Source organism: Polynucleobacter sinensis, assembly GCF_001595985.1.
GTDB lineage: Bacteria > Pseudomonadota > Gammaproteobacteria > Burkholderiales > Burkholderiaceae > Polynucleobacter > Polynucleobacter sinensis.
The window spans coordinates 515667-536481 of record NZ_LOJJ01000003.1 but is presented as its reverse complement, the minus strand read 5'-3'; the positions used below and the strand labels follow the sequence as shown (position 1 = coordinate 536481).

Annotated in this window: 25 protein-coding genes; 14 read left to right on the top strand and 11 right to left on the bottom strand. The window is 46.5% G+C overall.

Annotated elements, in window-relative coordinates; all coding sequences use genetic code 11:
* Positions 1-31 precede the first annotated feature (31 nt).
* The 6 genes from AOB49_RS06430 (at position 32) to AOB49_RS06405 (ending at position 6688) form a co-directional block, all read left to right on the top strand.
* A complete protein-coding gene (locus tag AOB49_RS06430; protein WP_062309384.1) occupies positions 32-940 on the top strand; it encodes a DMT family transporter in 909 nt (302 codons plus the stop codon).
* 90 nt (positions 941-1030) lie between these two features.
* On the top strand, positions 1031-2440 hold the full coding sequence (gene tcuA, locus AOB49_RS06425; RefSeq protein WP_062309089.1) for an FAD-dependent tricarballylate dehydrogenase TcuA: 1410 nt from the start codon (positions 1031-1033) through the stop codon (positions 2438-2440).
* Positions 2427-3572, top strand: a complete 1146-nt coding sequence (gene tcuB, locus AOB49_RS06420; RefSeq protein WP_062309087.1) for a tricarballylate utilization 4Fe-4S protein TcuB — start codon at positions 2427-2429, stop codon at positions 3570-3572. Before tcuA ends, tcuB begins: the two co-directional genes overlap by 14 nt.
* An 18-nt stretch (positions 3573-3590) precedes the next feature.
* Entirely contained in the window at positions 3591-4529 is a 939-nt protein-coding gene (locus AOB49_RS06415; protein ID WP_062309085.1) for a fumarylacetoacetate hydrolase family protein, read from the top strand.
* A gap of 1 nt (position 4530) precedes the next feature.
* Positions 4531-5487 (top strand): tripartite tricarboxylate transporter substrate binding protein, encoded by a 957-nt coding sequence (locus AOB49_RS06410; RefSeq protein ID WP_062309083.1) that lies wholly within the window; start codon positions 4531-4533, stop codon positions 5485-5487.
* Between the two features lie 52 nt (positions 5488-5539).
* Positions 5540-6688, top strand: a complete 1149-nt coding sequence (locus tag AOB49_RS06405; RefSeq protein WP_062309081.1) for an aminotransferase class V-fold PLP-dependent enzyme — start codon at positions 5540-5542, stop codon at positions 6686-6688.
* Positions 6689-6715: 27 nt separating this feature from the next.
* Here AOB49_RS06405 and AOB49_RS06400 read toward each other — a convergent pair whose 3' ends face one another.
* On the bottom strand, positions 6716-7369 hold the full coding sequence (locus tag AOB49_RS06400; RefSeq protein WP_062309079.1) for an FABP family protein: 654 nt from the start codon (positions 7367-7369) through the stop codon (positions 6716-6718).
* 83 nt (positions 7370-7452) lie between these two features.
* Here AOB49_RS06400 and AOB49_RS06395 point away from each other — a divergent pair, with 83 nt between their 5' ends.
* Positions 7453-7716 (top strand): hypothetical protein, encoded by a 264-nt coding sequence (locus tag AOB49_RS06395; RefSeq protein WP_062309077.1) that lies wholly within the window; start codon positions 7453-7455, stop codon positions 7714-7716.
* A gap of 16 nt (positions 7717-7732) precedes the next feature.
* On the opposite strand, the gene AOB49_RS06390 is transcribed toward AOB49_RS06395, so the two are convergent.
* Complete coding sequence (locus AOB49_RS06390; RefSeq protein ID WP_062309075.1) at positions 7733-8713, bottom strand: DMT family transporter; 981 nt, start codon at positions 8711-8713, stop codon at positions 7733-7735.
* 6 nt (positions 8714-8719) lie between these two features.
* Positions 8720-9604 (bottom strand): NAD(P)H-hydrate dehydratase, encoded by an 885-nt coding sequence (locus AOB49_RS06385; RefSeq protein ID WP_062309073.1) that lies wholly within the window; start codon positions 9602-9604, stop codon positions 8720-8722.
* A gap of 62 nt (positions 9605-9666) precedes the next feature.
* On the opposite strand from AOB49_RS06385, the gene AOB49_RS06380 reads away from it, so the two are divergent.
* Entirely contained in the window at positions 9667-11082 is a 1416-nt protein-coding gene (locus AOB49_RS06380; protein WP_062309071.1) for an MBL fold metallo-hydrolase RNA specificity domain-containing protein, read from the top strand.
* A 4-nt stretch (positions 11083-11086) separates the two neighbouring features.
* On the opposite strand, the gene AOB49_RS06375 is transcribed toward AOB49_RS06380, so the two are convergent.
* Entirely contained in the window at positions 11087-11902 is an 816-nt protein-coding gene (locus AOB49_RS06375; protein ID WP_082784075.1) for an ABC transporter substrate-binding protein, read from the bottom strand.
* A 70-nt stretch (positions 11903-11972) separates the two neighbouring features.
* The gene (locus AOB49_RS06370) at positions 11973-12173 is read right to left on the bottom strand and encodes a hypothetical protein (RefSeq protein WP_062309070.1); all 201 of its coding nucleotides are present in this window, start codon (positions 12171-12173) and stop codon (positions 11973-11975) included.
* Between the two features lie 197 nt (positions 12174-12370).
* Here AOB49_RS06370 and AOB49_RS06365 point away from each other — a divergent pair, with 197 nt between their 5' ends.
* Genes AOB49_RS06365 through AOB49_RS06355 form a run of 3 tightly spaced genes read left to right on the top strand, consistent with a single transcriptional unit; the run spans position 12371 to position 14992 of the window.
* On the top strand, positions 12371-13228 hold the full coding sequence (locus tag AOB49_RS06365; RefSeq protein WP_062309068.1) for an LOG family protein: 858 nt from the start codon (positions 12371-12373) through the stop codon (positions 13226-13228).
* Positions 13229-13255: 27 nt separating this feature from the next.
* Positions 13256-13771, top strand: a complete 516-nt coding sequence (locus tag AOB49_RS06360; RefSeq protein WP_062309067.1) for a hypothetical protein — start codon at positions 13256-13258, stop codon at positions 13769-13771.
* A 3-nt stretch (positions 13772-13774) separates the two neighbouring features.
* On the top strand, positions 13775-14992 hold the full coding sequence (locus tag AOB49_RS06355) for a BaiN/RdsA family NAD(P)/FAD-dependent oxidoreductase (protein ID WP_062309065.1): 1218 nt from the start codon (positions 13775-13777) through the stop codon (positions 14990-14992).
* A gap of 13 nt (positions 14993-15005) precedes the next feature.
* On the opposite strand, the gene AOB49_RS06350 is transcribed toward AOB49_RS06355, so the two are convergent.
* The gene (locus AOB49_RS06350; protein WP_062309063.1) at positions 15006-15395 is read right to left on the bottom strand and encodes a group II truncated hemoglobin; all 390 of its coding nucleotides are present in this window, start codon (positions 15393-15395) and stop codon (positions 15006-15008) included.
* 114 nt (positions 15396-15509) lie between these two features.
* Here AOB49_RS06350 and AOB49_RS06345 point away from each other — a divergent pair, with 114 nt between their 5' ends.
* Positions 15510-16037: a hypothetical protein gene (locus tag AOB49_RS06345; protein ID WP_062309061.1), complete on the top strand. Its 528-nt coding sequence runs from the start codon at positions 15510-15512 to the stop codon at positions 16035-16037.
* Positions 16038-16109: 72 nt separating this feature from the next.
* Here the strand turns inward: AOB49_RS06345 and AOB49_RS06340 are convergent, their stop codons facing one another.
* Positions 16110-16346: a TIGR02450 family Trp-rich protein gene (locus tag AOB49_RS06340; RefSeq protein ID WP_062309060.1), complete on the bottom strand. Its 237-nt coding sequence runs from the start codon at positions 16344-16346 to the stop codon at positions 16110-16112.
* Positions 16336-16698 (bottom strand): hypothetical protein, encoded by a 363-nt coding sequence (locus AOB49_RS06335; protein WP_062309058.1) that lies wholly within the window; start codon positions 16696-16698, stop codon positions 16336-16338. The genes AOB49_RS06340 and AOB49_RS06335 overlap by 11 nt, the downstream gene beginning before the upstream one ends.
* A gap of 173 nt (positions 16699-16871) precedes the next feature.
* Here AOB49_RS06335 and AOB49_RS06330 point away from each other — a divergent pair, with 173 nt between their 5' ends.
* Positions 16872-17060: a hypothetical protein gene (locus AOB49_RS06330; protein ID WP_028819023.1), complete on the top strand. Its 189-nt coding sequence runs from the start codon at positions 16872-16874 to the stop codon at positions 17058-17060.
* A gap of 72 nt (positions 17061-17132) precedes the next feature.
* Here AOB49_RS06330 and AOB49_RS06325 read toward each other — a convergent pair whose 3' ends face one another.
* Entirely contained in the window at positions 17133-17426 is a 294-nt protein-coding gene (locus tag AOB49_RS06325) for a DUF1330 domain-containing protein (protein ID WP_062309056.1), read from the bottom strand.
* 98 nt (positions 17427-17524) lie between these two features.
* Here AOB49_RS06325 and mmsB point away from each other — a divergent pair, with 98 nt between their 5' ends.
* Entirely contained in the window at positions 17525-18406 is an 882-nt protein-coding gene (mmsB, locus tag AOB49_RS06320) for a 3-hydroxyisobutyrate dehydrogenase (protein WP_062309055.1), read from the top strand.
* Here mmsB and selD read toward each other — a convergent pair.
* Positions 18403-19464: a selenide, water dikinase SelD gene (selD, locus tag AOB49_RS06315; RefSeq protein WP_062309053.1), complete on the bottom strand. Its 1062-nt coding sequence runs from the start codon at positions 19462-19464 to the stop codon at positions 18403-18405. The genes mmsB and selD overlap by 4 nt on opposite strands.
* Before the next feature lie 50 nt (positions 19465-19514).
* A complete protein-coding gene (locus AOB49_RS06310) occupies positions 19515-20792 on the bottom strand; it encodes a DEAD/DEAH box helicase (protein WP_062309051.1) in 1278 nt (425 codons plus the stop codon).
* Positions 20793-20815 lie beyond the last annotated feature (23 nt).

Below are 20815 nucleotides of genomic sequence, written 5' to 3'. Positions count from 1 at the left end.
CGACCATCATTTTCCTGTTTATTTGTCTTTTATGCCCCAGTTAGCCCTTTCAACGGTCTTATACCTACTGCTCGCTACCATTCTATGGGCGGCAAATGCAATTGCTGGGCAATTATTGGTGGCAAGTATTTCGCCGGTGACCCTCAGTAGTGTCCGCTGGGGGTTGGCAGCCTTAATACTTTTACCTCTGGGTTGGCGTGTTTTTCTACCCGATAGCCCTTTATGGCGCTATAGACCCCGTTTTTTGCTTTTGGGTTTGCTTGGGGTGGGCAGCTACAACGTATTGCTGTATTTGGCGCTACAGACCTCTACAGCAATTAATGTGACCTTAATTGGGGCAAGCATGCCGATTTGGATGTTGCTGATCGGCGCTATTTTTTATCAGGTAAGGCCGACGTTTTTGCAGGTAATCGGAGCGGCAGTCTCCTTAGCTGGTGTGATTGTGGTCTTAACCAGGGGTGTGCTCGACAGCCTGCTCTCTATGCAGGTGGTAATGGGCGATTTATTCATCATGTTGGCAACAATCTTATGGGCTTTTTATAGCTGGATGATTAGTAGGCCGGGCGAGAGTACCGAGAGACAGTGGCCTTGGGCGCAATTCTTAATGGCGCAGGTAATGATTGGTCTTTTTTGGACAATGTTGGCTGATGGCGTAGAGATTGCCACTGGTTTCGCCTTTATTGATCTCAATTTCTGGACTGGGGCATTGATTATGTTCGTGGCAATTGGGCCATCATTGATCGCTTACCGCTGTTGGGGTTTGGGCGTGAATGGCGCAGGACCAACGGTTGCCGCTTTTTTTGCAAACCTTATCCCGCTATTCACGGCTCTTTTATCTGCCGCAATTTTGGGTGACCCGCCTAGGCTATTTCATGGGCTTGCATTCCTCATGATTGTGGGTGGCATATTGATTTCTGCGCTTAGACGGGATCCTCAATAAGTCGGTATCCTTGACCCTGGTCTAGGAATGAATCGCAAAAAAACGGTACATTTATGCCTTTACCCATTTCAAATTTACTGAGTCTTTCTTATGGTTGATGTTTTAGTTGTTGGCGGTGGTAATGCAGCACTTTGCGCTGCTTTGGTTGCCAGGGAGGCGGGCGCTAGTGTGATACTACTTGAGGCCGCTCCTAAAGAGTGGCGTGGTGGAAACTCGGTTCACACTCGCAACATCCGCTCGATGCACGATGAACCGCAAGATGTTTTGCTTGATGCCTACCCTGAGGAGGAATATTGGCAGGATATGCTCAAGGTAACTGGTGGGTTGACTGATGAAAAATTGGCTCGACTGGTAATTCGGTCCACCTCGAATTGTCGTGGGTGGATGCAAAAGCATGGCGTACGATTCCAGCCATCACTTTCAGGCACATTAAATTTATCCAGAACCAACGCATTCTTTATGGGTGGCGGCAAGGCTTTAGTCAATGCGTATTTTCGTAGCGCTGAAAAATTAGGTATTGCCATTCGATATAACTCTGCGGTGGATTCCTTGGATATTCAGAATGGGGAATTTAAGGCTGCTTACGTTGGTGGCGAGAGAATCGAAGCGAAGACTTGTGTTCTGGCCGCCGGAGGATTTGAGTCGAATCGTGATTGGTTGGATGAGGCCTGGGGCGTCAATGAATATGGTGAGCACCCAGCAAAAAATTTCCTTATTCGAGGTACACGTTATAACAATGGGGTCTTGCTCAAGCAATTGTTGTCAATGGGTGCGGATTCTGTAAGCGATGCTACTCAGGCACACATGGTTGCCGTAGATGCGCGCGCACCTTTGTATGATGGCGGCATTTGTACTCGAGTCGATTGCGTTTCTTTTGGAATTGTTGTCAACAAAGATGCTCAGCGCTTTTCAGATGAGGGCGAGGATTTTTGGCCTAAACGGTACGCGTTTTGGGGTCGCTTAGTAGCCCATCAGCCCACTCAAATTGGATACTGCATCATTGACTCGAAAGTATTAGGGCGCTTTATGCCACCCGTATTCCCCGGAGAGAAGGCTGATACTTTAGAAGAGCTGGCGAAAAAGTTAGGCCTAAATCCAGATGCATTATTGGAGACGGTAGCGAAGTACAACGCTGCTTGTAAGGTTGGCACTTTTGATCATACCGTCCTAGATGATTGCCATACTGAAGGGATTGAGCCGGCAAAAACACATTGGGCTCTGCCAATTGATACTGGCCCATTCTTTGGTTACACCCTCAAGCCAGGCATCACATTTACCTATCTTGGACTCAAGACAGATGAGACAGCGGCAGTGAGATTTAATGGTCAGCCAAGTAAGAATCTTTTTGTCGCTGGTGAGATGATGGCTGGAAACGTATTGGGTAAGGGTTATGCGGCAGGTGTTGGCATGGCTATTGGCACTGTTTTTGGCCGATTGGCTGGTGCAAGCGCAGCGCAAGTGGTAATGAGCAAAAAGGAAGAGACGTATGCAGCAGCTTAAAAGTTTAATTGATGAGGCTGCGGTCTTGGCATCTGGTGCTCCGGAGGTAGAGGCGAGCCGCATGTTGCAAATTTGTAATGCCTGTCGTTATTGCGAAGGATTTTGCGCTGTGTTTCCGGCAATGACTCGTCGCATTGATTTCAATCCTGCGGAGATGCGCTATCTAGCTAATCTGTGCCATAACTGCGGCGCCTGTTTACATGCCTGTCAATATGCGCCGCCACATGAGTTTGGAGTCAATATACCTAAGGTGATGGCTCAGGTCCGGGGCGAGACTTACACTTCTTATGCGTGGCCTAAGTTGATGGCAAGCGCTTATCGCAATAACGGCATCACCGTAGCGTTGGCGACATCTTTGAGTTTGATTGGGTTTTTATTAATCACTCAATTTCTCAATGGGTCGCTATCAACAACATTAAATAACGGAAATTTTTACGCGGTGTATTCTCACAATACTCTGGCGTTACTCTTTGGCGCAGTTTTCCTGTTTGCGATATTCGCCTTAGCCGTTGGTCTTACAAGGTTCTGGACTAGTATTGCTACCGGAAATTATTCCTCTGCAGCGACAACCGAAGCCGTGCATGACGCTCTTACACTCAAGTATCTGGGCGGTGGTCATGGGGAAGGTTGCAATAATGAAGATGATCGTTTCTCTCTATGGAGGAAGCGCTTTCATCACTTTACTTTCTATGGATTCTTGCTTTGCTTTGCTGCAACGAGTGTAGCCACCTTGTATCACTACCTACTCGGATTGCAAGCGCCCTATGCGTTGACGAGTTTGCCTGTCATCTTAGGCACTCTCGGTGGAATCGGATTACTGGTTGGCCCGGCGGGTTTGCTGTATTTAAATATCATGCGCAGTGCTGAGCACGGAGATCGAAGTCAGAGGCCTATGGATAGGGCTTTCATCATACTTTTATTTCTCATTAGTCTATCCGGCTTGATTTTGCTCGCATACCGTGAGACTGCTAGTATGCCGGTCTTGCTCTCAATTCATTTGGGCTTTGTGATGGGATTCTTTTTAACTATGCCATACGGTAAGTTTGGACATGGTTTTTATCGTTTGTTGGCATTGCTCAAAAATTCAATTGAGAAGCGTCAAAAAAATAGCATGTTGTTTGGTTCAGATTAAATCTACGGAGAAGAGATAATGAGATTAATTACTTTTAAGCGCAATGGTTCAACTACCCCTGAGATCGGTGCTCGTTTGCCTAATCCAGGTGGCGACAAAATTCTGCCTTTTGCTGATTGTGCGAAATTAAAGAAGGTTGAGAATTTCCCAATCGGTATGAAGGAGTTCTTGCGCGCTGGTTCAGCGACGATGGAGCAGGCTAAATCTTGGGTGAAAACCGCACATGAAGAAGCTGCCAGTATTCTTCTAGATCCAAAGGCAATCACATATTTGCCGCCCATTATCGATGCTGAAAAGTTCTTGTGTGTTGGAAAAAACTATCGCACTCACCTAGAAGAATTGAAGCGTACTAATTTAATTAAAGAGATTCCACAGGAGCCAACATCTTTTATTAAATTGAATTCCTGTTTGTCAGGGCATCAGGCGAAAGTGATTCGTCCAAAAGGGGTAAGTCGCCTGGACTACGAGCCTGAACTCGTTTTTGTAATAGGTAAACGAGCGCTTGGTGCAAAAAAAGAAGAGGCCATGAATTATGTGGCGGGCGTTACTATTCTGAATGACCTGACTTGCCGTGATTTGCAGTTGCGTGAAGTTGCTTCGGGCTCGCGCTTTTGGACTGCAAAAAATATTCCTGGATTTGGACCTCTCGGCCCTGAAATTGTTACGATCGATGAGATACCAAATGTATACGACCTATGGATGACTTGCTCTGTAAACGGAGAAGAGCGGATGAGAGTCAATACTTCTGATCAAATCTGGAAAATCTCAGACATTCTGGAGCATTTTTCTAGATTTATTCCGATTGAGGCTGGAGATATGTTCTCTACAGGTGCCCCAGGTGGCGTTGCCGTAGGTAAGGAAAATGCCGAAGATTTTTACTTAAAGCCAGGCGATGTGGTGGAGTGTTCAATCGATGGTATCTCCACATTGAGCACAACTATTGTTGACGAGGTCTAAGATGAGCTTAGTGAAGTTTGCATTTCCCTTATGTGTTGTGATTGCGAATTTACTGCTTGCCACTCCCACATTCTCCCAGGGGGTTGATACCTTTCCAGCGAAAACGATTAAGGTGATTGTGCCGTTCCCGCCAGGCGGTGGTGCAGATACGCTGATTCGTTTGTTGACACCTTCGCTCACCGAGGCCTGGAAACAATCCTTAGTTGTTGAAAATCGTCCAGGTGCAAGTGGTTCTATTGGTGCCGAGTTGGTAGCCCAATCGGCTCCGGATGGCTATACCTTACTCATGGGCTCTACGGCCGCAGTGACCGATAAAAACATTGCTCAGTTTGCTCCTGTCGCATTGGTCTCAGCATCCCCCTATGTCGTTACCATCAACCCCGCTCTGAACATCACATCGATTCGTAGCTTGATTGCTTACGCAAAGACAAATCCTGGGAAGTTGCGCTACGGATCTTCAGGACCTGGCTCTGCATCGCATTTATCTGCTGAGTTATTCGCATCGATGGCCGGGATTAATTTAATGCATGTTCCATACAAGGGAACGGGCCAAGCTCTAACAGATTTGTTGGCCGGGCATATTGATCTCATGTTTGCGCCAGCGCAAACGGTGATGCCTCAAGTAGAGTCTGGAAAGCTGTTGGCTTTAGCAGAGACTGGTCCTAAGCGTTCTGAGTCTTTGCCTAATATTCCGACCGTCGCCGAATCTGGTTTGCCTGGCTATAGTGCGGTAGGCTGGTTTGGTTTATTTGCTCCGGCTGCCACCCCAAAGCCAGTGGTCCAGAAGATTAATCAAGCGGTGATGGCTACTATGTCGCAGAGTAGGATTCGTAAGGCTATGATGGAGCGTGGTAGCGACCCTGCTAGTGGCAGTGCAGATGATTTCGCAGGATTTTTGCGTGTAGATCAGGCTAAATGGTCGAAATTAATCAAAGAAAATCGTATTGCGGTGCAATAAGCCTCAAATCGGTATCATTTAGGTCTACTCAATGTTTTACTAGGAAATTACTATGCCAGGCTTACTTCCCAACGTCGATCCAGACGGTTTGTTAGAGTTTTCAGTTGTTTACACCGATCGCTCTTTGAACCACATGTCTGAAGAGTTCAAAAAAGTGATGGTGGACATTTCCAGTGTCTTGAAAGATGCTTATAACGCTAGCTCCGCAGTGATTGTTCCTGGTAGCGGAACTTTCGGCATGGAAGCTGTGGCTCGTCAGTTTGCCAATAATCAAAAATGCCTCGTATTGCGCAATGGTTGGTTTAGTTATCGCTGGACTCAGATTTTTGATCTTGCCAATATCACTCAAGACATTACGGTACTCAAGGGTAGACAGTTGGAGAATTCGGCTCAAGGTGTTTTTGCGCCAGCGCCAATTGAAGAAGTCGTCGCCTATATTCAAAAAGAAAAGCCAGCAGTGGTTTTTGCTCCACACGTTGAAACTTCTGCCGGAATCATCTTGCCAGATGCCTATCTCAAGGCGGTTGGTGATGCCGTGCGTTCCGTTAACGGTTTATTCGTACTCGATTGCATCGCCTCTGGCGCTATGTGGGTCGATATGAAGGCTTGTAATGTCGACGTATTAATTACCGCGCCACAAAAAGGTTGGAGTAGTTCACCTTGTTGCGCCTTAATTGCTTTGGGAGATAGAGCGCGAGAGCGTATTGAGTCTACGCAAAGTAGTAGTTTTTCAATGGATTTAAAAAAATGGCTGCAAATTATGGAGGCTTATGAAAAGGGTGGGCATGTGTATCACACAACAATGCCTACTGATGCCCTCAAAATTTTGCGTAATGTTATGCGCGAGACGCAGTCATTAGGTTTCGCTGCACTTAAGCAAAAGCAACAAGAATTGGGTGATAAGGTTCGCGCTTTATTGGTGTCAAAAGGTTATCACTCAGTTTCGGCAAAAGGCTTTCAGTCGCCAGGCGTTGTGGTGAGCTACACCAAGGATCTCGATATTCAGTCAGGTAAAAAGTTTATTGCCCTTGGTTTGCAGACTGCTGCTGGCGTTCCTTTGCAATGTGATGAGCGTCCAGATTTCCGCACCTTCCGTATCGGTTTATTTGGCCTGGAGAAGTTGGCAAATGTTGACCGTACCGTTGGTCATCTTGCTGCAGCTCTGGAAAAAATTACCGAGACTGAGCCTCAGCCGGCCTAAGTATTTTTGACTCCTCTTAAAGCCGTCTTAGGACGGCTTTTTTATTGCATCCAAGGCTAATGGATTTGGGGTAGGTTCTCCAACTTTGGTGAGGACATTGGTGTCAAGATGATGAAAGGGTTCAGCCTGTCCCTTGATCATCATCACGGTATCCTGCTCATAAGACCAAGTGCCATCCTCTAGCAGGGTCACCATGATGCGGTATTCAATAGTTTTAAAGGCATAGTCAAGAAAAGGGCTTGAAGAGATCCCCGCTGTTGGATTGTCAATTTTTGCAACACACTCAAATTGAGTTGCGTTTGCTGAAGCTATACCTGTCGCCATTGTGATCATGCCACGTGGAATGGTGAGGGTGTGAATGATCGCGCCTGTGCTGGGTTCCCATAACCAGTAGCCCACTTGATCGTGATACGTCTTTGCTTGATCAGGCTTGGTGATGTGCAGGTGATATCGCAGGCCATAGAACAGCTGTGGACCATTTGTTTGGGGGTCTATGGGTTGCATTTCAATGCGTTCGGTATAGACCTGCTTCTTAGGGCCTTCGGCCTTAGGCTTGATATCTAATCCCCGCTGTCCTTCCCAGATCCCAGCAAGTCGGGTGAGGGGTCCTAAATTCTCAAGGGTATTGACTGAGTAGCCTTGTGGTTCCGTGTAAATATCCGTTGGGAATGATGTGTTCATGCTCCACCTTTTTAAAATTAGACTAATGAAAGTTAATATTTGAGTATTATCAAATTATCCACAAACCTCTTCTGGAGCCTTCAATGAATTCTCAATTTGTAAAACTCAGTCTGGCTACACTCATCTCCGCTTCTATTGGTCTGTCACCCTTAGTTGCTTTAGCTGCTGATCCAGCTCCTGCACCTGCGGCAACGCCAGCAACTCCGGCAATTCCGGCTCAGCCTGAAAAAGCAGCTGAGAAAAAAGCCCAGAAAAAGCCAAAGAAAGATAAGAAGGCCGAAAAGAAGGCTAAGAAAAAATCTAAGAAGAAAGCTAAGGCAGCAGCAGAGCCTGTTGCAGTACAGTAATTGAACTGAGTTCGCATCAATTGCTGATGTCGGGCCTCTTAAAGTCTGGAGCTTTTGAGGGGCCTGTTTCTTTTTGAGTCGCCGGGGGATCATTGCGCACTAGCAACCACATTGCCCCCATGACCAAAGCCATTCCACTGATTTGAATCCAGGTGATTGGTTCTGAAAGTACTATCGAGCCCATAAAAATAGTGGAGACGGGCCCTAGAATACCTGCTTGAGCAACGAGAGGGGAGCCAATGCGATTAATGGCAATCATAACCAGGAGCATGGGTATCACTGTGCATAAGCTCGCATTGAGTAGGCTAAGCCAATACACTTGCGGCAGTTGTGTAAATAGGGCGCTGGGGTCATAAATCAGAATTTGTATCACGCTGAGAAGCGCCGAGGCTGAGCTGGCATACACCACCAGGCGAACACTGCCTACCCTCCTAACCATTTCGCCAGATCCAATCATGTAGATAGCGTAAGAGCAGGCGCTTGAGAATACCAGCACCATCCCCAGTAGGGCGGTAGAGCCAGTTGAGCTGGCATCTTGAATGAACACCACAATGACGCCTAGGTAACCAATAATGAGGGCGTACCACTGCAGGCGACTAATAGCCTTGTTTAAAACAAAATAGGAAATTAATAAGACGATCGTTGGTGTGAGATAAAGCACGATGCGCTCTAGACCAACAGAAATATATTGCAAGCCCAAAAAATCGAGATAGCTCGATAGAAAGTAACCTAAAAATCCCAAGGAAAATACCTTGACCAGGTCTAGTAATGTGAGACGAGCCATCTGTTTTCGGCGAGATTCCCACCAATAGATTCCCCAAAAGAGAGGGAGCGCCATTAATAAGCGCAAAGCCATTAATGTTTCGGCGCTAGCGTTTTGTGCAAATGCCAGCTTGATGAGAATGGCTTTGCCAGAAAAGAGAACGGAGCCTATGCTGGCCATCAGAATGCCGTATAGATACTGGCGATTTTGATGGGCTTTGCTGACTGATTGCATCCCTATTTATAACAGCTTGTTGAGTAGGTTTCTCATCTCCAAGATAACCTCGGTTGCAGTGAGGCCGATGGGACCAACCTGTTTTGCGACCAAGTTGTCTGCTGCGGTGGCATGTAGTTGAACGCCAATACAGCAGGCATCCCAAAGGTCTAGGTGATGTTGAATACCTTGCGCAGCAATAGCAGCGATGCTTCCAGTGAGCGCATCACCCATGCCGCCTGTAGCCATGCCTGGGTTTCCTTGTATGCATTGCAAGATCTCGTGTGAAGGAGATGCAAGTAAAGTATGCTGCCCTTTAAGAATCACGATTGAGTCGGTGAGCGTGACGAGAGATCTGAGGGCGGCGATTCGATCGGCCTGCACCAGGGCTGAGCTGATATCCAGAAGGTGTGCGGCTTCTCCTGGATGGGGGGTGAGGGCGCTTAAGCCAGGAAAACTTTGGTTACGCTTTCGAAGTAACTCCAAAAACTCTGGGGTATCGGCAATTAAATTGAGCGCATCTGCATCAATAACTAGTGGCACCTTAGGAAACTCCAAAACTGCCCGTAACCATTCTTTGGCTAGATCCGAGTAGCCCAGTCCGGGGCCAATAGCGATCAAATCGGGGGCGGTAGTCTGCAGCTGTTCTTGTGCATCGAAGCTAGCGAGGCGTAGCATTAATTCAGCCTGCTCCGGGGTTGCGTGCGCAGAGCTTGGGTCTAGCATCTCTAGAATAGTCCAGCCCGCTCCGAGATGGAGGGAGGCTTTGCCGGCCAGCATGAGAGCCCCAGCCATTCCGGGCGCGCCGCCAACCAGCAAGACTTTGCCGGCGTTGCCTTTGTGCTCCATTGGTTTTCGCTGAAGGCGTTCAATAAGGGCAAATGATTGAAGTTCGGTTACCTTGGCATGCATTTGCTTAGTATCGCTCTATTATTTATCTCAATAAGCAATTTTATCGGGAGTATCCTCTTATTATGAAAATTCAATTTCTCGGTGCGGCTGGCGAGGTGACTGGATCAAGGCATTCGGTTGAGGCTTCTATAGGTGGTCATATCGTGAGGTTCATGGTTGACTTCGGTATGTTTCAGGGTGGTCGAGAAGCCTCAGTAAAAAATCTAGAGCCTCTGCCATTTGCCCCGCACGAGATTCAATTCGTTGTGCTCACCCATGCGCATATCGACCATAGTGGTCTATTACCAAGACTTTGCGCTCAAGGATTTTCCGGCCCTATTTATTGCACTGGTGCTACATACGAACTGTTGAAAATTTTGCTACTTGACAGTGCGCATCTGCAGCGCGCCGATGTCGAGCGGGCTGAACGTAGGCAAAAGGCGGGTAAGTGGCGTGGTGAATTGCCTGTCGCACTTTATTCCATGGAGGAGGCTGAGCTAGCCCTTGGGCAATGTGAGGTTCTAGAGTATGGGAATGTTCTGGAGCTAGCATCAGGAATTGAGTTGGAATTTCGTAATGCAGGTCATATTCTCGGATCGGCGATAGCGATCATCGACATTACTGAAGATCAGTCACGCAAAAAACGTTGTGTGTTTTCTGGGGATATCGGTATGAAAGGGAAGTTGTTGATGCCTGATCCCGCCTTGATCTCTCAGGCTGATGTGGTACTTGTAGAGTCGACTTATGGCGATCGTTTACACAAGAGCTTGAGTGACACCGAGGCAGAATTGATTGAAGTAGTAACTAATACGATGAATGCTCGAGGAAATATTGTGATTCCCGCATTTGCAGTAGGGCGCACTCAAGAGATCCTTTTTTTATTGATTGATTTGGTTAGAAGAAATTTATTACCCCATCTGAGTATTTGGGTTGACTCTCCAATGGCAACCTCCGCGACGCATTTAACTCAGCATTTTTTTTCGCAGTTGGATAAAGAGTCCCAAGTAACCTTTGAGTGGTTTAAGAAAAATCCTGGCGCCCTGGATTTGCGATTTATTGCAGATGTCGAGGAGTCGAAAGCACTCAATAAGATTAAGGGTGGTGCCATTATTATTTCGGCGAGTGGTATGTGTGATGCAGGCCGCATTTTGCATCATCTTCAAAATAATTTACCGCGCTCACAAAATGCAATTGTGATTACTGGTTTTCAGGCATACGGAAGTCTGGGTCGACGCTTGGTTGATAAGGCAGCAAAAGTGCGTTTATTTGGCGAGGAGGTGCCAGTGAGGGCATCTATTCATACCATTGGTGGCTTGTCTGCGCATGCTGATCAGGCTGGGTTACTCGATTGGTTACGGGGTTTTAAATCGGCGCCCAAATCTGTCTTTGTAGTGCATGGCGAGCCTGAGGCTTCGGCAGTTTTTGCAGAAGCCATTCGGACGGAGCTTAAATGGAAAAATGTCCTTATACCCGAGCGCCTTCAAACCTACTCTTGCTAGGTATTTATTCGGCTACCTTAGCCCCTTCAATGCCATGACGTTTCATAGCGGCTTCGATGAATCCAGATGACTTGAGCTCCGCAATCATGTCGCTTAAATACGCATTGGTTTTTGCAAATTCAGGGCGAGCTTTGGGGATGCCGATAGCCTGGTTAATCACCATGAATCTTCCAGGAAGCATACGTAGCCCTTGGTAGCGTTTTGCATCGCTCTCAAGTTGCTGTTTGACACCAGCGGCAACATTGCCTTTGCCGTTCATGAAATCATCAACTACTGCTTGGGAACTGGCAGAGCGTACTAAGGTCGCGTTTTTGATCTCGCGACTGAGGTAGAGGTCATATGCACTGCCTTTGCCAACAACAATCTCATTACCGGCCGCATCAACCTCTTCATTCTGACGCAAAGGGGATGAGGCTTTGACCATATAAGCACCTTCTATCTGAATATATGCAGGGGTATAACTAATATCAGCTCCACGAATAGGATCAATGGCAACAAAAATAAGATCTATCGCACCAGCCTTGAGGGCCTCTACGGTTTGACCTGCGGATTGATATGAGATGAGCTCTGTAGGCAGATTGGTGCGCTTACCAATTTCTTTGGCAATGTCAATCGTCACTCCCTTGGGCTGGGGTTCGGTCTTATCGATCGACCCAGCTAAAACAGGATTGCCCAAATTAATCCCCACCCGAAGAATTCCAGTGGGAGCAAATGATTTGATCATGGCTACATCTCTCACATTGCGGGGAGTGGAGGGTGCTGTTTGACCATGGGCAAATACGGAGATTAGGAGTAGTCCAGACCAGAGGAGATTTTTCATTGGCTCATCTTAACAAAACCTGGGCATAAAAAAACCGCGGCGTACCGCGGTTGATTTTCTCAAAAAGAGATTATTTCTTGGCATCTGCCGCTGGAGTCGCTGCTGGAGCAACTGGAGCTGCAGGGGCATCCTTTTTAGCTTCTTCCATATGCGCTGCTTCAGCACCATGCTTTTCGCCGCCCATATCAATGTCGCCGTCGCCTTTGAGGAGTAAATAGGCTGTGGCACCAACTAACACTAGTACCATGATGATGATTGAACGGTTGCTCATTGCTTTTCCTTCGTTTTGGTTGATATGGGGCAATATTAACGCTTGTGCTCCTTGCGGTAAATCCGAATAAGCCCTAGATGGCAAATTAATGCAAAATTCTAGGTAGTAACACTGATTTTTTCTTGAGTGCAGGGGGTCTCGAAAATCGAAACGCTAGGCTCAAGAGTTAACATGAGTCACTCTTTATAGGTTGTAATATGAACTCCAAGCTACCCCAGAATAATTCCCAGACCATTACTGATTTTTTGAATCTCCAGAAGAGCCAGCTGATGGAGGATAGTTCGGATGACTCCTATAAGTTTGCTTTTGATGACGAGGCCTTTTTATCTCGACGTGAAACTTTAGGTTTGCGTTTTCAGTTGGAGCTATTAAAGCCTGAAATTCTGCTTCATGAGCGTGGCATTGATCACACTATTACAGTTTTTGGTTCAACCCGATTTGTGAGTTGTCAAACTGCAAAAGCTATGGAGGGGAATGCAAAGACTCCTGAAGCATTGGCGGAAGCAAAACGGGCTTTATTGCACTGTAAGTACTATGACTCCGCTAGAGAGTTTGGTGAGATTGTGGCGAGATACAACGCTACGCAAACTGAGAGTCGTAATAAGCTATATATCGCTACTGGCGGTGGTCCAGGAATCATGGAGGCGGCAAACCGCGGAGCAAGTGAAGCTGGTGATAAAACGATCGGTTTTAACATTAGTCTTCCCCGAGAGCAGCATCCCAATTCATACATAACACCTGGGTTAAGTTTTCGATTTCATTATTTTGCTATTCGTAAAATGCACTTTATGCTCAGGGCGAGGGCAATCGTTGCCTACCCTGGCGGCTTTGGCTCTTTTGATGAGCTCTTTGAGGTCTTAACCTTAATGCAGACCAAGAAGGTAGAGCGCTTTCCAATTATTTTGGTGGGTCATGATTTTTGGTCTGAAGTAATAAACTTTAAGAAGTTGCTGGAGCATGGCGTGATTGAGCAGGCCGACATGGAGTTAATTCATTTTGTTGAAACTGCAGAGGCGGCTTGGTCGGTGATACAAGATTGGTATCAGCTGACTTAAGCGCCCCAAAACATCTAAAGATCCATTATGACTATTCCTAGCACCCTTCATCTCGGCACACAATTGGATTTTCCTGCCTATTTACTTGGCATTAGCATGCTGCTGGTAGTGATGCTGGTTCATGGGGTCGCATTACTGCAAATCGCTAAGCGCTATGAGGTGAAAACATTCCTTTATTTGGCGGACAATCAATACTCTTCGGTCGCCATTGCCTTTTATATTGGCATCCTTTGCCTGCTCTTAATGCACCTCTTTGAAATTGTTCTTTGGGGTGTTGCACTTTGGCTATTTAAGCTACTGCCTAATATAGGCGATAGCATTTTATTTAGTGGAAGTACTTATACCGCCATGGGCTTTATGGATGATCTTTTGCCAAATGGTTGGAAAATGCTCGCTATCATCATTGCTTTTTCCGGGATGTTTGCTTTTGCATGGACTGCATCAGTCATGATTTCTATGACAAAGCATTATCGTCAGGCATATACTCGCCAGCATATGAAAAAATTAAAATTGCCCGCCGAAGTCATAGAGCGCTTTAAGTAGGTCATGAGTAAGATTTGGGATGCCATCATTATTGGTGGTGGAGCAGCGGGCCTCTTTTGCGCAGGTGTGGCTGGTCAGCTCGGAAAAAAAGTTCTGGTGCTAGATCACTCAGAAGTGTTGGGTGAAAAAATTCGCATTAGCGGTGGTGGTCGCTGTAATTTCACCAATCTTCATAGCAACCCCTCTAATTTTTTATCCTTAAATCCACATTTTGTTAAAAGCGCATTAGCCAGGTATCCGTCCAAAGAGTTTATTAAGCTGATCCAGTCTTATCGGATTGGCTATCACGAGAAACATCAGGGCCAATTATTTTGTGATGATTCTGCCAAGCAAATTATTGATTTATTGTTTGCGGAGTGTGCCAATGGTGGTGTGACCATACGATATCCTGTGAAGATACAGTCAATCTCAGGAAAAGCGGGGGAGTGGCTTATCGGCACGGATGGCGGGCAAGAACGAGCGAAGTCTGTGGTGATGGCCACTGGTGGATTGCCTGTCCCTGCAATTGGTGCAACGGCTTATTCCTTGGATATAGCGAAACAGTTTGGTTTAAAGGTGATTGATCCGCGGCCAGCATTAGTGCCGCTTTCATTTACTTCGGGTGAATTCGAGAACTTGAATGCATTAGCGGGCTTGAGTCTTCCCGTCAAAATTGCCTCAGGCTCTAAAGGCAGTCGTTATGGAGCTTGTACCTTTAATGAAGATTTGCTCCTAACTCATAAGGGTTTGTCTGGTCCGGCAGTATTGCAGGCAAGTAGCTATTGGATAGAGGGTGAACCTATCCATATCAATTGGATTGGTTCGGCAGCTAGCGGTAGCAGTATCGATTGTGGCGAGCTCTTTGCTAGTGAAGATAGTCGCCTTAAATTGACGGAAAATCTTCTAGCTTCCTTTATGCCCTTACGTCTGGCAAAGGCTTTTGCCGAACAAAAAAATCTCCTGGGCCGAAAATGGGCAGAAGTATCCAAGAAAGATCGTCAAGCGCTTCAAGAATTAATTACTCATTGGTCGGTAAAGCCTGCCGGAACACTTGGCTGGAAAAAGGCTGAGGTCATGTTAGGCGGTGTGGATACCAAGGAGTTGGATGGTCAAACTATGATGGCTCGTTCTTACCCTGGCTTATATTTTATTGGTGAGTGTGTGGATGTTACTGGTCATCTTGGCGGGCATAATTTCCAGTGGGCTTGGGCGAGTGGATTTGCGTGCGCCCATTCGCTTTGAGTGCTGCGATTGATTAATTGGGCTGATTTTTCATCCAGTCAGCAGTATTAAAGAACGACTCTTCCAGTCGAGCTCCCAACTCTCCATCGATCCCGCAATCTTCCATTGCCCTATACATGCAGGCAAGCCACTGGTTTCGCTCTTTCAGGCCAATTTTAAAGGGTAGATGCCGAGCCCGTAACATTGGATGTCCGTGTTTGGGTGAGTAGATGTCAGGGCCGCCAAGCCAGCCTGATAGAAAGAGTTTTAATTTGTCTCTTGAGCTCGTGAGATCGTCCGCATGCATAGCGCGTAAGTCGGAAAAGGCCGTCTCCAGCGCCATTAAGTCGTAAAAACGGTCGACCAATTCCTCTACCTTGGGTAGGCCGCCAATCATTTCGTAGGGGGTTTTATGCTCACTCATTGCCTAATTTTAATACTTGCACCCCGGGGAATTGGCAAGCAAGCTATTTGGGTATAGAGTTAAGAAGAGCTTTATTGATATATCAGTCGTAACATTAAATACAGAAAGGGCGTTATGGATAAGAACGATTTTCAGGTTTGGCAACAAGAAAAAGCCAAAGAGTTGTTTACCTACTCGCATAAGCTTTTGGATGCCGCTAAAGAGCTTAGCGAATCACATTTGGCTGAAATTCAATGGAGCATTAAAAATGCTACTGAAAGCGCTAAGTCGGCAGCTAAAAATGATCTTGCCAAGTTGAGGGATTTGCAAGAGGCTGCCGCAAAAGAAGCAACAAAGCGGGCTGCCGTTTATCAGAAAAAGGTAAAGTCAGTCCTAAAGCAACTGGGTGAAGATGCTGCCGATGAAACCGAAAAGCATTTAGAAAAAGTGCGTAGCTCTCTAGTGGGCTGGCTTGAAGATGCTGAAAGCAAGATGCCTGGTCATGCTGATAAGCTGTCGAAAGTAGTTCACGAAATGTCCACGGCAGGTCAGAAGATGTTCAAAGAGGGTAGACGAATTGTTAATCAGGTTGCTGATGCTGCCGAGAGAAATGTTGAGGAGCATCTTAAAAAACCTGCAGCCTCAAAGAAAAAACCAAAGTAAGCCGCGCAGTCAAAATTCTGAAGTAAAAATTCAATTGCTACTGAAGCCGCTCAGAGAACCTGAGCGGTTTTTTTATATCCACCCTTGCTGCCATTGTTCTGGGTTTGTTAATTCTCGCCAGGGGATGATTCTGCTTCGATGATTAATCACCGCTTCAATCTCAACATCTTGTATGGCTTGAGTTGGCAACTCAGGAACAATAACTTTGGTAACCAAAAAGTGCTTCTCTTTATTGGCGGGATGAACTGCCGTCCATTTGCTCAAGAGCAACTTTTTGGGATTGAGGTGAATACTTTTTTTAGAGGACATTGCACTGGAATATGGTTTTATCGTCAGTTAGGGAGCCTGTGCTGGGTGTAAACACTTTGCTGGACTTCTGGATGTCGGCGGGACACTTTGCATCAAAGTAACTATGAATCCCCAGGCTGCCGCAATATTCAAAGCGTTGGTCTAGAAATTCCATCTGTGCTTTTTTAAGAACCATGGAATGTTTTTGGTCTGAATTACTAGCGCATGACCAGCTTGTGTAGTTATCCCGTTCGCAGGCGCACAGGCCAATGGGAATGGCTAGCGCCGTCAGGATTGCGGGGGTATATCTCAATATCATCACTGCTCTAAGAATAAATGCAAAAAATGCAAAAAAACCATTAAAAATACCCATTTATCGATGAATTATGCAAAATAAGGCATTTACTTGTACAAAATAATGGTGCTTTAAGGGTGTCTTGGCTAAGAGTTATCCCTGATGTCTAGGATCAAATCCTTCGGTTTTTATAGGGATATACTGACTCGGAGCTGATAACTCAAACATTGATCTGAAACATAGGAGACAAGATGTCACAACACGATACATTGTTAGCTGCTTTTGAAACATACAAGGCGGAAAACGAAAAGTTCATTGAAAAGGGAATTAAGGCTTCTGCTGCTCGTGCTCGCAAGGCTTTACAGGAAATCGCTGGCGCATGCAAAGAGCGTCGCAAAGAGATTACCGCCGCTAAAGAGGCAATGGAAGCAAAAAAGTAAACGCTTCATAGTTTCAAAGATATTAAGCCCAGCTCCCGAAAGGGGTTGGGCTTTTTTATAACTGCAATAATCTTAGCTAGATACGGAGAACAGAGTTAACTTCATGGCCTTGTTGCGTATCGGTAATAGCTTTTCGTATTCCGCGCTATTCGCCCAGGCCATGACGGATTCTGGATTGGGAAAATTCAGTTCGACAAAGGCCTCAAATACGCCACACCCCAATTCATTCCAGAGTATTTGATGAAGGGATCCGCGCGTTGCAATAGTGCCGCCATAGAGCTCGACTGTGCGACCCACTTGACTGCGGTAATCTTCAAATGCAGATTCATCCTGTAATTGGATTAGGCCGATTACTTTATAAGTCATCACTTCCCCTCATTTTTTGAGCTCCTAGTTTATAAGCAAGCTATAGTCAGATATTCTAATTTTTAATACATTTCACCATTACTACATATGAGGCGTATATGAAAGTCGCGTTTTTAGGTCTAGGAAATATGGGTCTGCCAATGGCCGTGAATTTATTAAAAGCGGGACATCAGGTTGCTGGATTTGATTTGGTGCAGAGTCAGTTAGATGCTTTTCATGCAGCAGGCGGTACCGCTGCTAAGAGTGTTGGAAATGCTATAGCGGATGCGGAAGTCATCATTACCATGCTACCGGCATCGCGTCATGTTGAGGGTCTATATCTTGGCGATTCTGGATTACTTGCGCTTGCCAAGCCAAGTGCATTATTAGTCGATTGTTCGACGATTTCACCGAAGGTTGCTCAACAGGTTGCAGCGATTGCAAAAGAAAAAGGGTTTGCCATGATTGATGCCCCTGTATCCGGAGGAACTGCGGGCGCTCAAGCAGGAACGCTGACTTTTATGGTGGGGGGAGAGGCGTCCCACCTTGAAAAAGCAAAACCGCTGCTAGAGAGAATGGGGAAAAATATTTTTCATGCGGGGCCCAGTGGCAGCGGTCAAACTGTTAAGGTCTGCAACAATATGCTGTTGGGTATCCAGATGCTGGGAACCAGTGAGGCCCTGAGGTTGGGTATTGCCAACGGCATGGATCCAAAAATTCTTTCTGACATTATGTCCAAGAGCTCTGGTCGCAACTGGGTGCTGGAGCTGTATAACCCTTGCCCGGGAGTGATGGAGAATGTTCCGTCTTCAAAGGCTTATGCAGGCGGCTTTGGAGTAGATCTGATGCTCAAAGATATGGGGTTAGCAATCGAAAACGCTGATGACCTTAATGCGAAGGTTCCACTAGGAGAATTATCTCGTCAGTTATACGAAATGCATAGCCAGGCGGGTAACGGACAGCTCGATTTCTCGAGCGTATTTCATTTAAAGATGGATTAAGGCGAGATTACTAGGGGCTGATCCTGCTTGGGCAGCATCTCCCCAATCACCGCTGCATCTAAAAATTGATGTTGTTTAAATATTTCCAAGACATCATTTGCGGCGTCGGCACTACAAGAAACTAGAAGGCCGCCACTGGTCTGAGGGTCTGTAAGCAATGCTTGCTGTGCGGCGCTATATTGCTTTGGAAGTAAAACATTCTTACCGTAGCTTTCCCAATTGCGACCCGATGCCCCCGTGATAACACCTTGCTGTGCTAAATCTGCAACTTTGGAAAGCAGGGGGACATTGCTCCAGTTGATCTGTGCAGTGAGATTTGAGCCGCGGGCTAACTCTAGGGTATGTCCAGCCAACCCAAATCCAGTGACATCAGTCAGCGCATGCACACCAGCCAATTTGGCTAAATCTGGCCCTGCCGAGTTCAACTTGGTGGTGTTAGCAATCATCTCTTGATAGCTAGCGGGCTCTAGTAAATCTTTCTTGAGTGCAGCTGACATAATTCCCACTCCAAGAGGTTTTCCAAGAATGAGGATGTCACCCACTTGAGCTGCGGCATTGCTCTTTACGCGCTTGGGATCGACTATCCCAATAGCCACTAAACCATAAATGGGTTCGACCGAATCAATCGTATGACCTCCCGCAATCGGAATGCCAGCGGCACGGCAGGCCTCAGAGCCGCCTTCTAGAATGCGGGCAATCGTCTGATTGGACAGCACCTTGACTGGCATGCCTACTAAAGCCAATGCAAATAATGGCGTACCGCCCATGGCATAAATGTCGCTGATCGCATTTGTAGCGGCAATTTTTCCAAAGTCAAAAGGATCGTCAACGATAGGCATAAAGAAGTCAGTTGTCGCCACAATCGCTTGAGATTCATTAATCTGATAAACAGCAGCATCGTCTGATGTCTCAATGCCCACGAGCAACTCTTTTGGGAAAGGAAGTTGTGGAACATTCTTCAAAATCTCGGAGAGAACGCTAGGAGCGATTTTGCAACCACAGCCTCCGCCGTGTGATAGGGAAGTGAGACGGGGTTCTGAGTTGGCGCTTGTATTCATCTGAACGGTTGCTGTTTAGTGTGAGTGGTCAATGCAATCTTAGTCGAAAATTAACGATTAAAACTTCTCTTTGGAGGGCTTGTGCGCTTTGCTGCCGGCTTGCCTGATCCGCCGCCACCGGCGGGCCGAGGCTTCCTAGATTGCTGGTGTTGCTGACTACGTAATTGAATAGGTTGCGCAACGGCATTTGGATCGGGCTCAAATCCAGCAATGACTTCTTGAGGAAGCTTTTGCTTAATCAGTTTTTCAATATCTCGGAGCATTTGGTGTTCATCAACACAGACAAGGGATACTGCGACGCCATTTGATCCAGCCCTGCCGGTTCGACCAATGCGATGGACGTAGTCTTCAGATACGTTTGGTAGATCATAGTTCACTACATGAGGGAGTTGATCAATATCAATGCCTCGTGCAGCAATATCCGTTGCCACTAAGACGGTAATTTTTCCATCCTTAAATTCAGCCAACGCCTTGGTGCGTGCGCTTTGACTCTTATTGCCATGGATGGCCATGCTGCTGATGCCATCTTTTTCAAGTTGAGTGACCAATTTATTCGCGCCATGCTTGGTTCTAGTAAAAACAAGAACTTGCTTCCAGTCATTGGTTTTAATGAGGTGCGACAGCAAAGGGTGCTTTTTGGTTCTGTCTACTGGGTGAATGAGCTGAGCAATCGCTTCATTAGCACTGTTGCTACGTGCAACCTCAATCAGTGCAGGAGAGTTCAATAAGCTGTCAGCAAGAGCCTTAATTTCGGAAGAAAAGGTGGCGGAAAAAAGTAAATTTTGGCGTTGCTTGGGAAGCGCAGCGAGAATCTTTTTGATATCCCGTAAGAAGCCCATATCGAGCATGCGATCCGCCTCATCTAGTACGAGTACTTCAATATTGTTAAGCGAAACGCAATTTTGTGACATCAAATCAAGTAAGCGACCCGGTGTTGCTACCAAGATGTCAAGTCCTGCGGCAATGGCTTTGATCTGAGGGTTTGCGCCAACTCCTCCAAAAATCACGGCAGACTTTAAGCCAGTATATTTTCCATAAGTGGTGACAGACTCTTGAACTTGAGCGGCTAATTCACGGGTAGGAGTCAAAATCAAAACGCGTAGTTGACGTTTCTTGTTGTCGCTCTTGGCCGAACTGGAGAGTCTTTGAAGAATGGGTAAAGTAAATCCAGCAGTTTTGCCGGTGCCGGTTTGGGCTGCGGCGAGTAGGTCGCCGCCTTTGAGTATTGCGGGAATGGATTTTGCTTGAATGGGGGTGGGGCTGGTGTACCCCTCTTCATTAATAGCGCGAAGAATGGATTCCGATAAACCAAGGTCTGTAAATAACATAGGAGCCAAAAAGATATTGGCCC

What these genes read in the sequence shown, in the direction of transcription:
- AOB49_RS06430 (WP_062309384.1), top strand. Translation starts at nt 32, where the DNA reads ATGCCCCAGTTAGCCCTTTCAACGGTCTTATACCTACTGCTCGCTACC.
- tcuA (WP_062309089.1), top strand. Translation starts at nt 1,031, where the DNA reads ATGGTTGATGTTTTAGTTGTTGGCGGTGGTAATGCAGCACTTTGCGCT.
- tcuB (WP_062309087.1), top strand. Translation starts at nt 2,427, where the DNA reads ATGCAGCAGCTTAAAAGTTTAATTGATGAGGCTGCGGTCTTGGCATCT.
- AOB49_RS06415 (WP_062309085.1), top strand. Translation starts at nt 3,591, where the DNA reads ATGAGATTAATTACTTTTAAGCGCAATGGTTCAACTACCCCTGAGATC.
- AOB49_RS06410 (WP_062309083.1), top strand. Translation starts at nt 4,531, where the DNA reads ATGAGCTTAGTGAAGTTTGCATTTCCCTTATGTGTTGTGATTGCGAAT.
- AOB49_RS06405 (WP_062309081.1), top strand. Translation starts at nt 5,540, where the DNA reads ATGCCAGGCTTACTTCCCAACGTCGATCCAGACGGTTTGTTAGAGTTT.
- AOB49_RS06400 (WP_062309079.1), bottom strand. Translation starts at nt 7,369, where the DNA reads ATGAACACATCATTCCCAACGGATATTTACACGGAACCACAAGGCTAC.
- AOB49_RS06395 (WP_062309077.1), top strand. Translation starts at nt 7,453, where the DNA reads ATGAATTCTCAATTTGTAAAACTCAGTCTGGCTACACTCATCTCCGCT.
- AOB49_RS06390 (WP_062309075.1), bottom strand. Translation starts at nt 8,713, where the DNA reads ATGCAATCAGTCAGCAAAGCCCATCAAAATCGCCAGTATCTATACGGC.
- AOB49_RS06385 (WP_062309073.1), bottom strand. Translation starts at nt 9,604, where the DNA reads ATGCATGCCAAGGTAACCGAACTTCAATCATTTGCCCTTATTGAACGC.
- AOB49_RS06380 (WP_062309071.1), top strand. Translation starts at nt 9,667, where the DNA reads ATGAAAATTCAATTTCTCGGTGCGGCTGGCGAGGTGACTGGATCAAGG.
- AOB49_RS06375 (WP_082784075.1), bottom strand. Translation starts at nt 11,902, where the DNA reads ATGAAAAATCTCCTCTGGTCTGGACTACTCCTAATCTCCGTATTTGCC.
- AOB49_RS06370 (WP_062309070.1), bottom strand. Translation starts at nt 12,173, where the DNA reads ATGAGCAACCGTTCAATCATCATCATGGTACTAGTGTTAGTTGGTGCC.
- AOB49_RS06365 (WP_062309068.1), top strand. Translation starts at nt 12,371, where the DNA reads ATGAACTCCAAGCTACCCCAGAATAATTCCCAGACCATTACTGATTTT.
- AOB49_RS06360 (WP_062309067.1), top strand. Translation starts at nt 13,256, where the DNA reads ATGACTATTCCTAGCACCCTTCATCTCGGCACACAATTGGATTTTCCT.
- AOB49_RS06355 (WP_062309065.1), top strand. Translation starts at nt 13,775, where the DNA reads ATGAGTAAGATTTGGGATGCCATCATTATTGGTGGTGGAGCAGCGGGC.
- AOB49_RS06350 (WP_062309063.1), bottom strand. Translation starts at nt 15,395, where the DNA reads ATGAGTGAGCATAAAACCCCCTACGAAATGATTGGCGGCCTACCCAAG.
- AOB49_RS06345 (WP_062309061.1), top strand. Translation starts at nt 15,510, where the DNA reads ATGGATAAGAACGATTTTCAGGTTTGGCAACAAGAAAAAGCCAAAGAG.
- AOB49_RS06340 (WP_062309060.1), bottom strand. Translation starts at nt 16,346, where the DNA reads ATGTCCTCTAAAAAAAGTATTCACCTCAATCCCAAAAAGTTGCTCTTG.
- AOB49_RS06335 (WP_062309058.1), bottom strand. Translation starts at nt 16,698, where the DNA reads ATGGGTATTTTTAATGGTTTTTTTGCATTTTTTGCATTTATTCTTAGA.
- AOB49_RS06330 (WP_028819023.1), top strand. Translation starts at nt 16,872, where the DNA reads ATGTCACAACACGATACATTGTTAGCTGCTTTTGAAACATACAAGGCG.
- AOB49_RS06325 (WP_062309056.1), bottom strand. Translation starts at nt 17,426, where the DNA reads ATGACTTATAAAGTAATCGGCCTAATCCAATTACAGGATGAATCTGCA.
- mmsB (WP_062309055.1), top strand. Translation starts at nt 17,525, where the DNA reads ATGAAAGTCGCGTTTTTAGGTCTAGGAAATATGGGTCTGCCAATGGCC.
- selD (WP_062309053.1), bottom strand. Translation starts at nt 19,464, where the DNA reads ATGAATACAAGCGCCAACTCAGAACCCCGTCTCACTTCCCTATCACAC.
- AOB49_RS06310 (WP_062309051.1), bottom strand. Translation starts at nt 20,792, where the DNA reads ATGTTATTTACAGACCTTGGTTTATCGGAATCCATTCTTCGCGCTATT.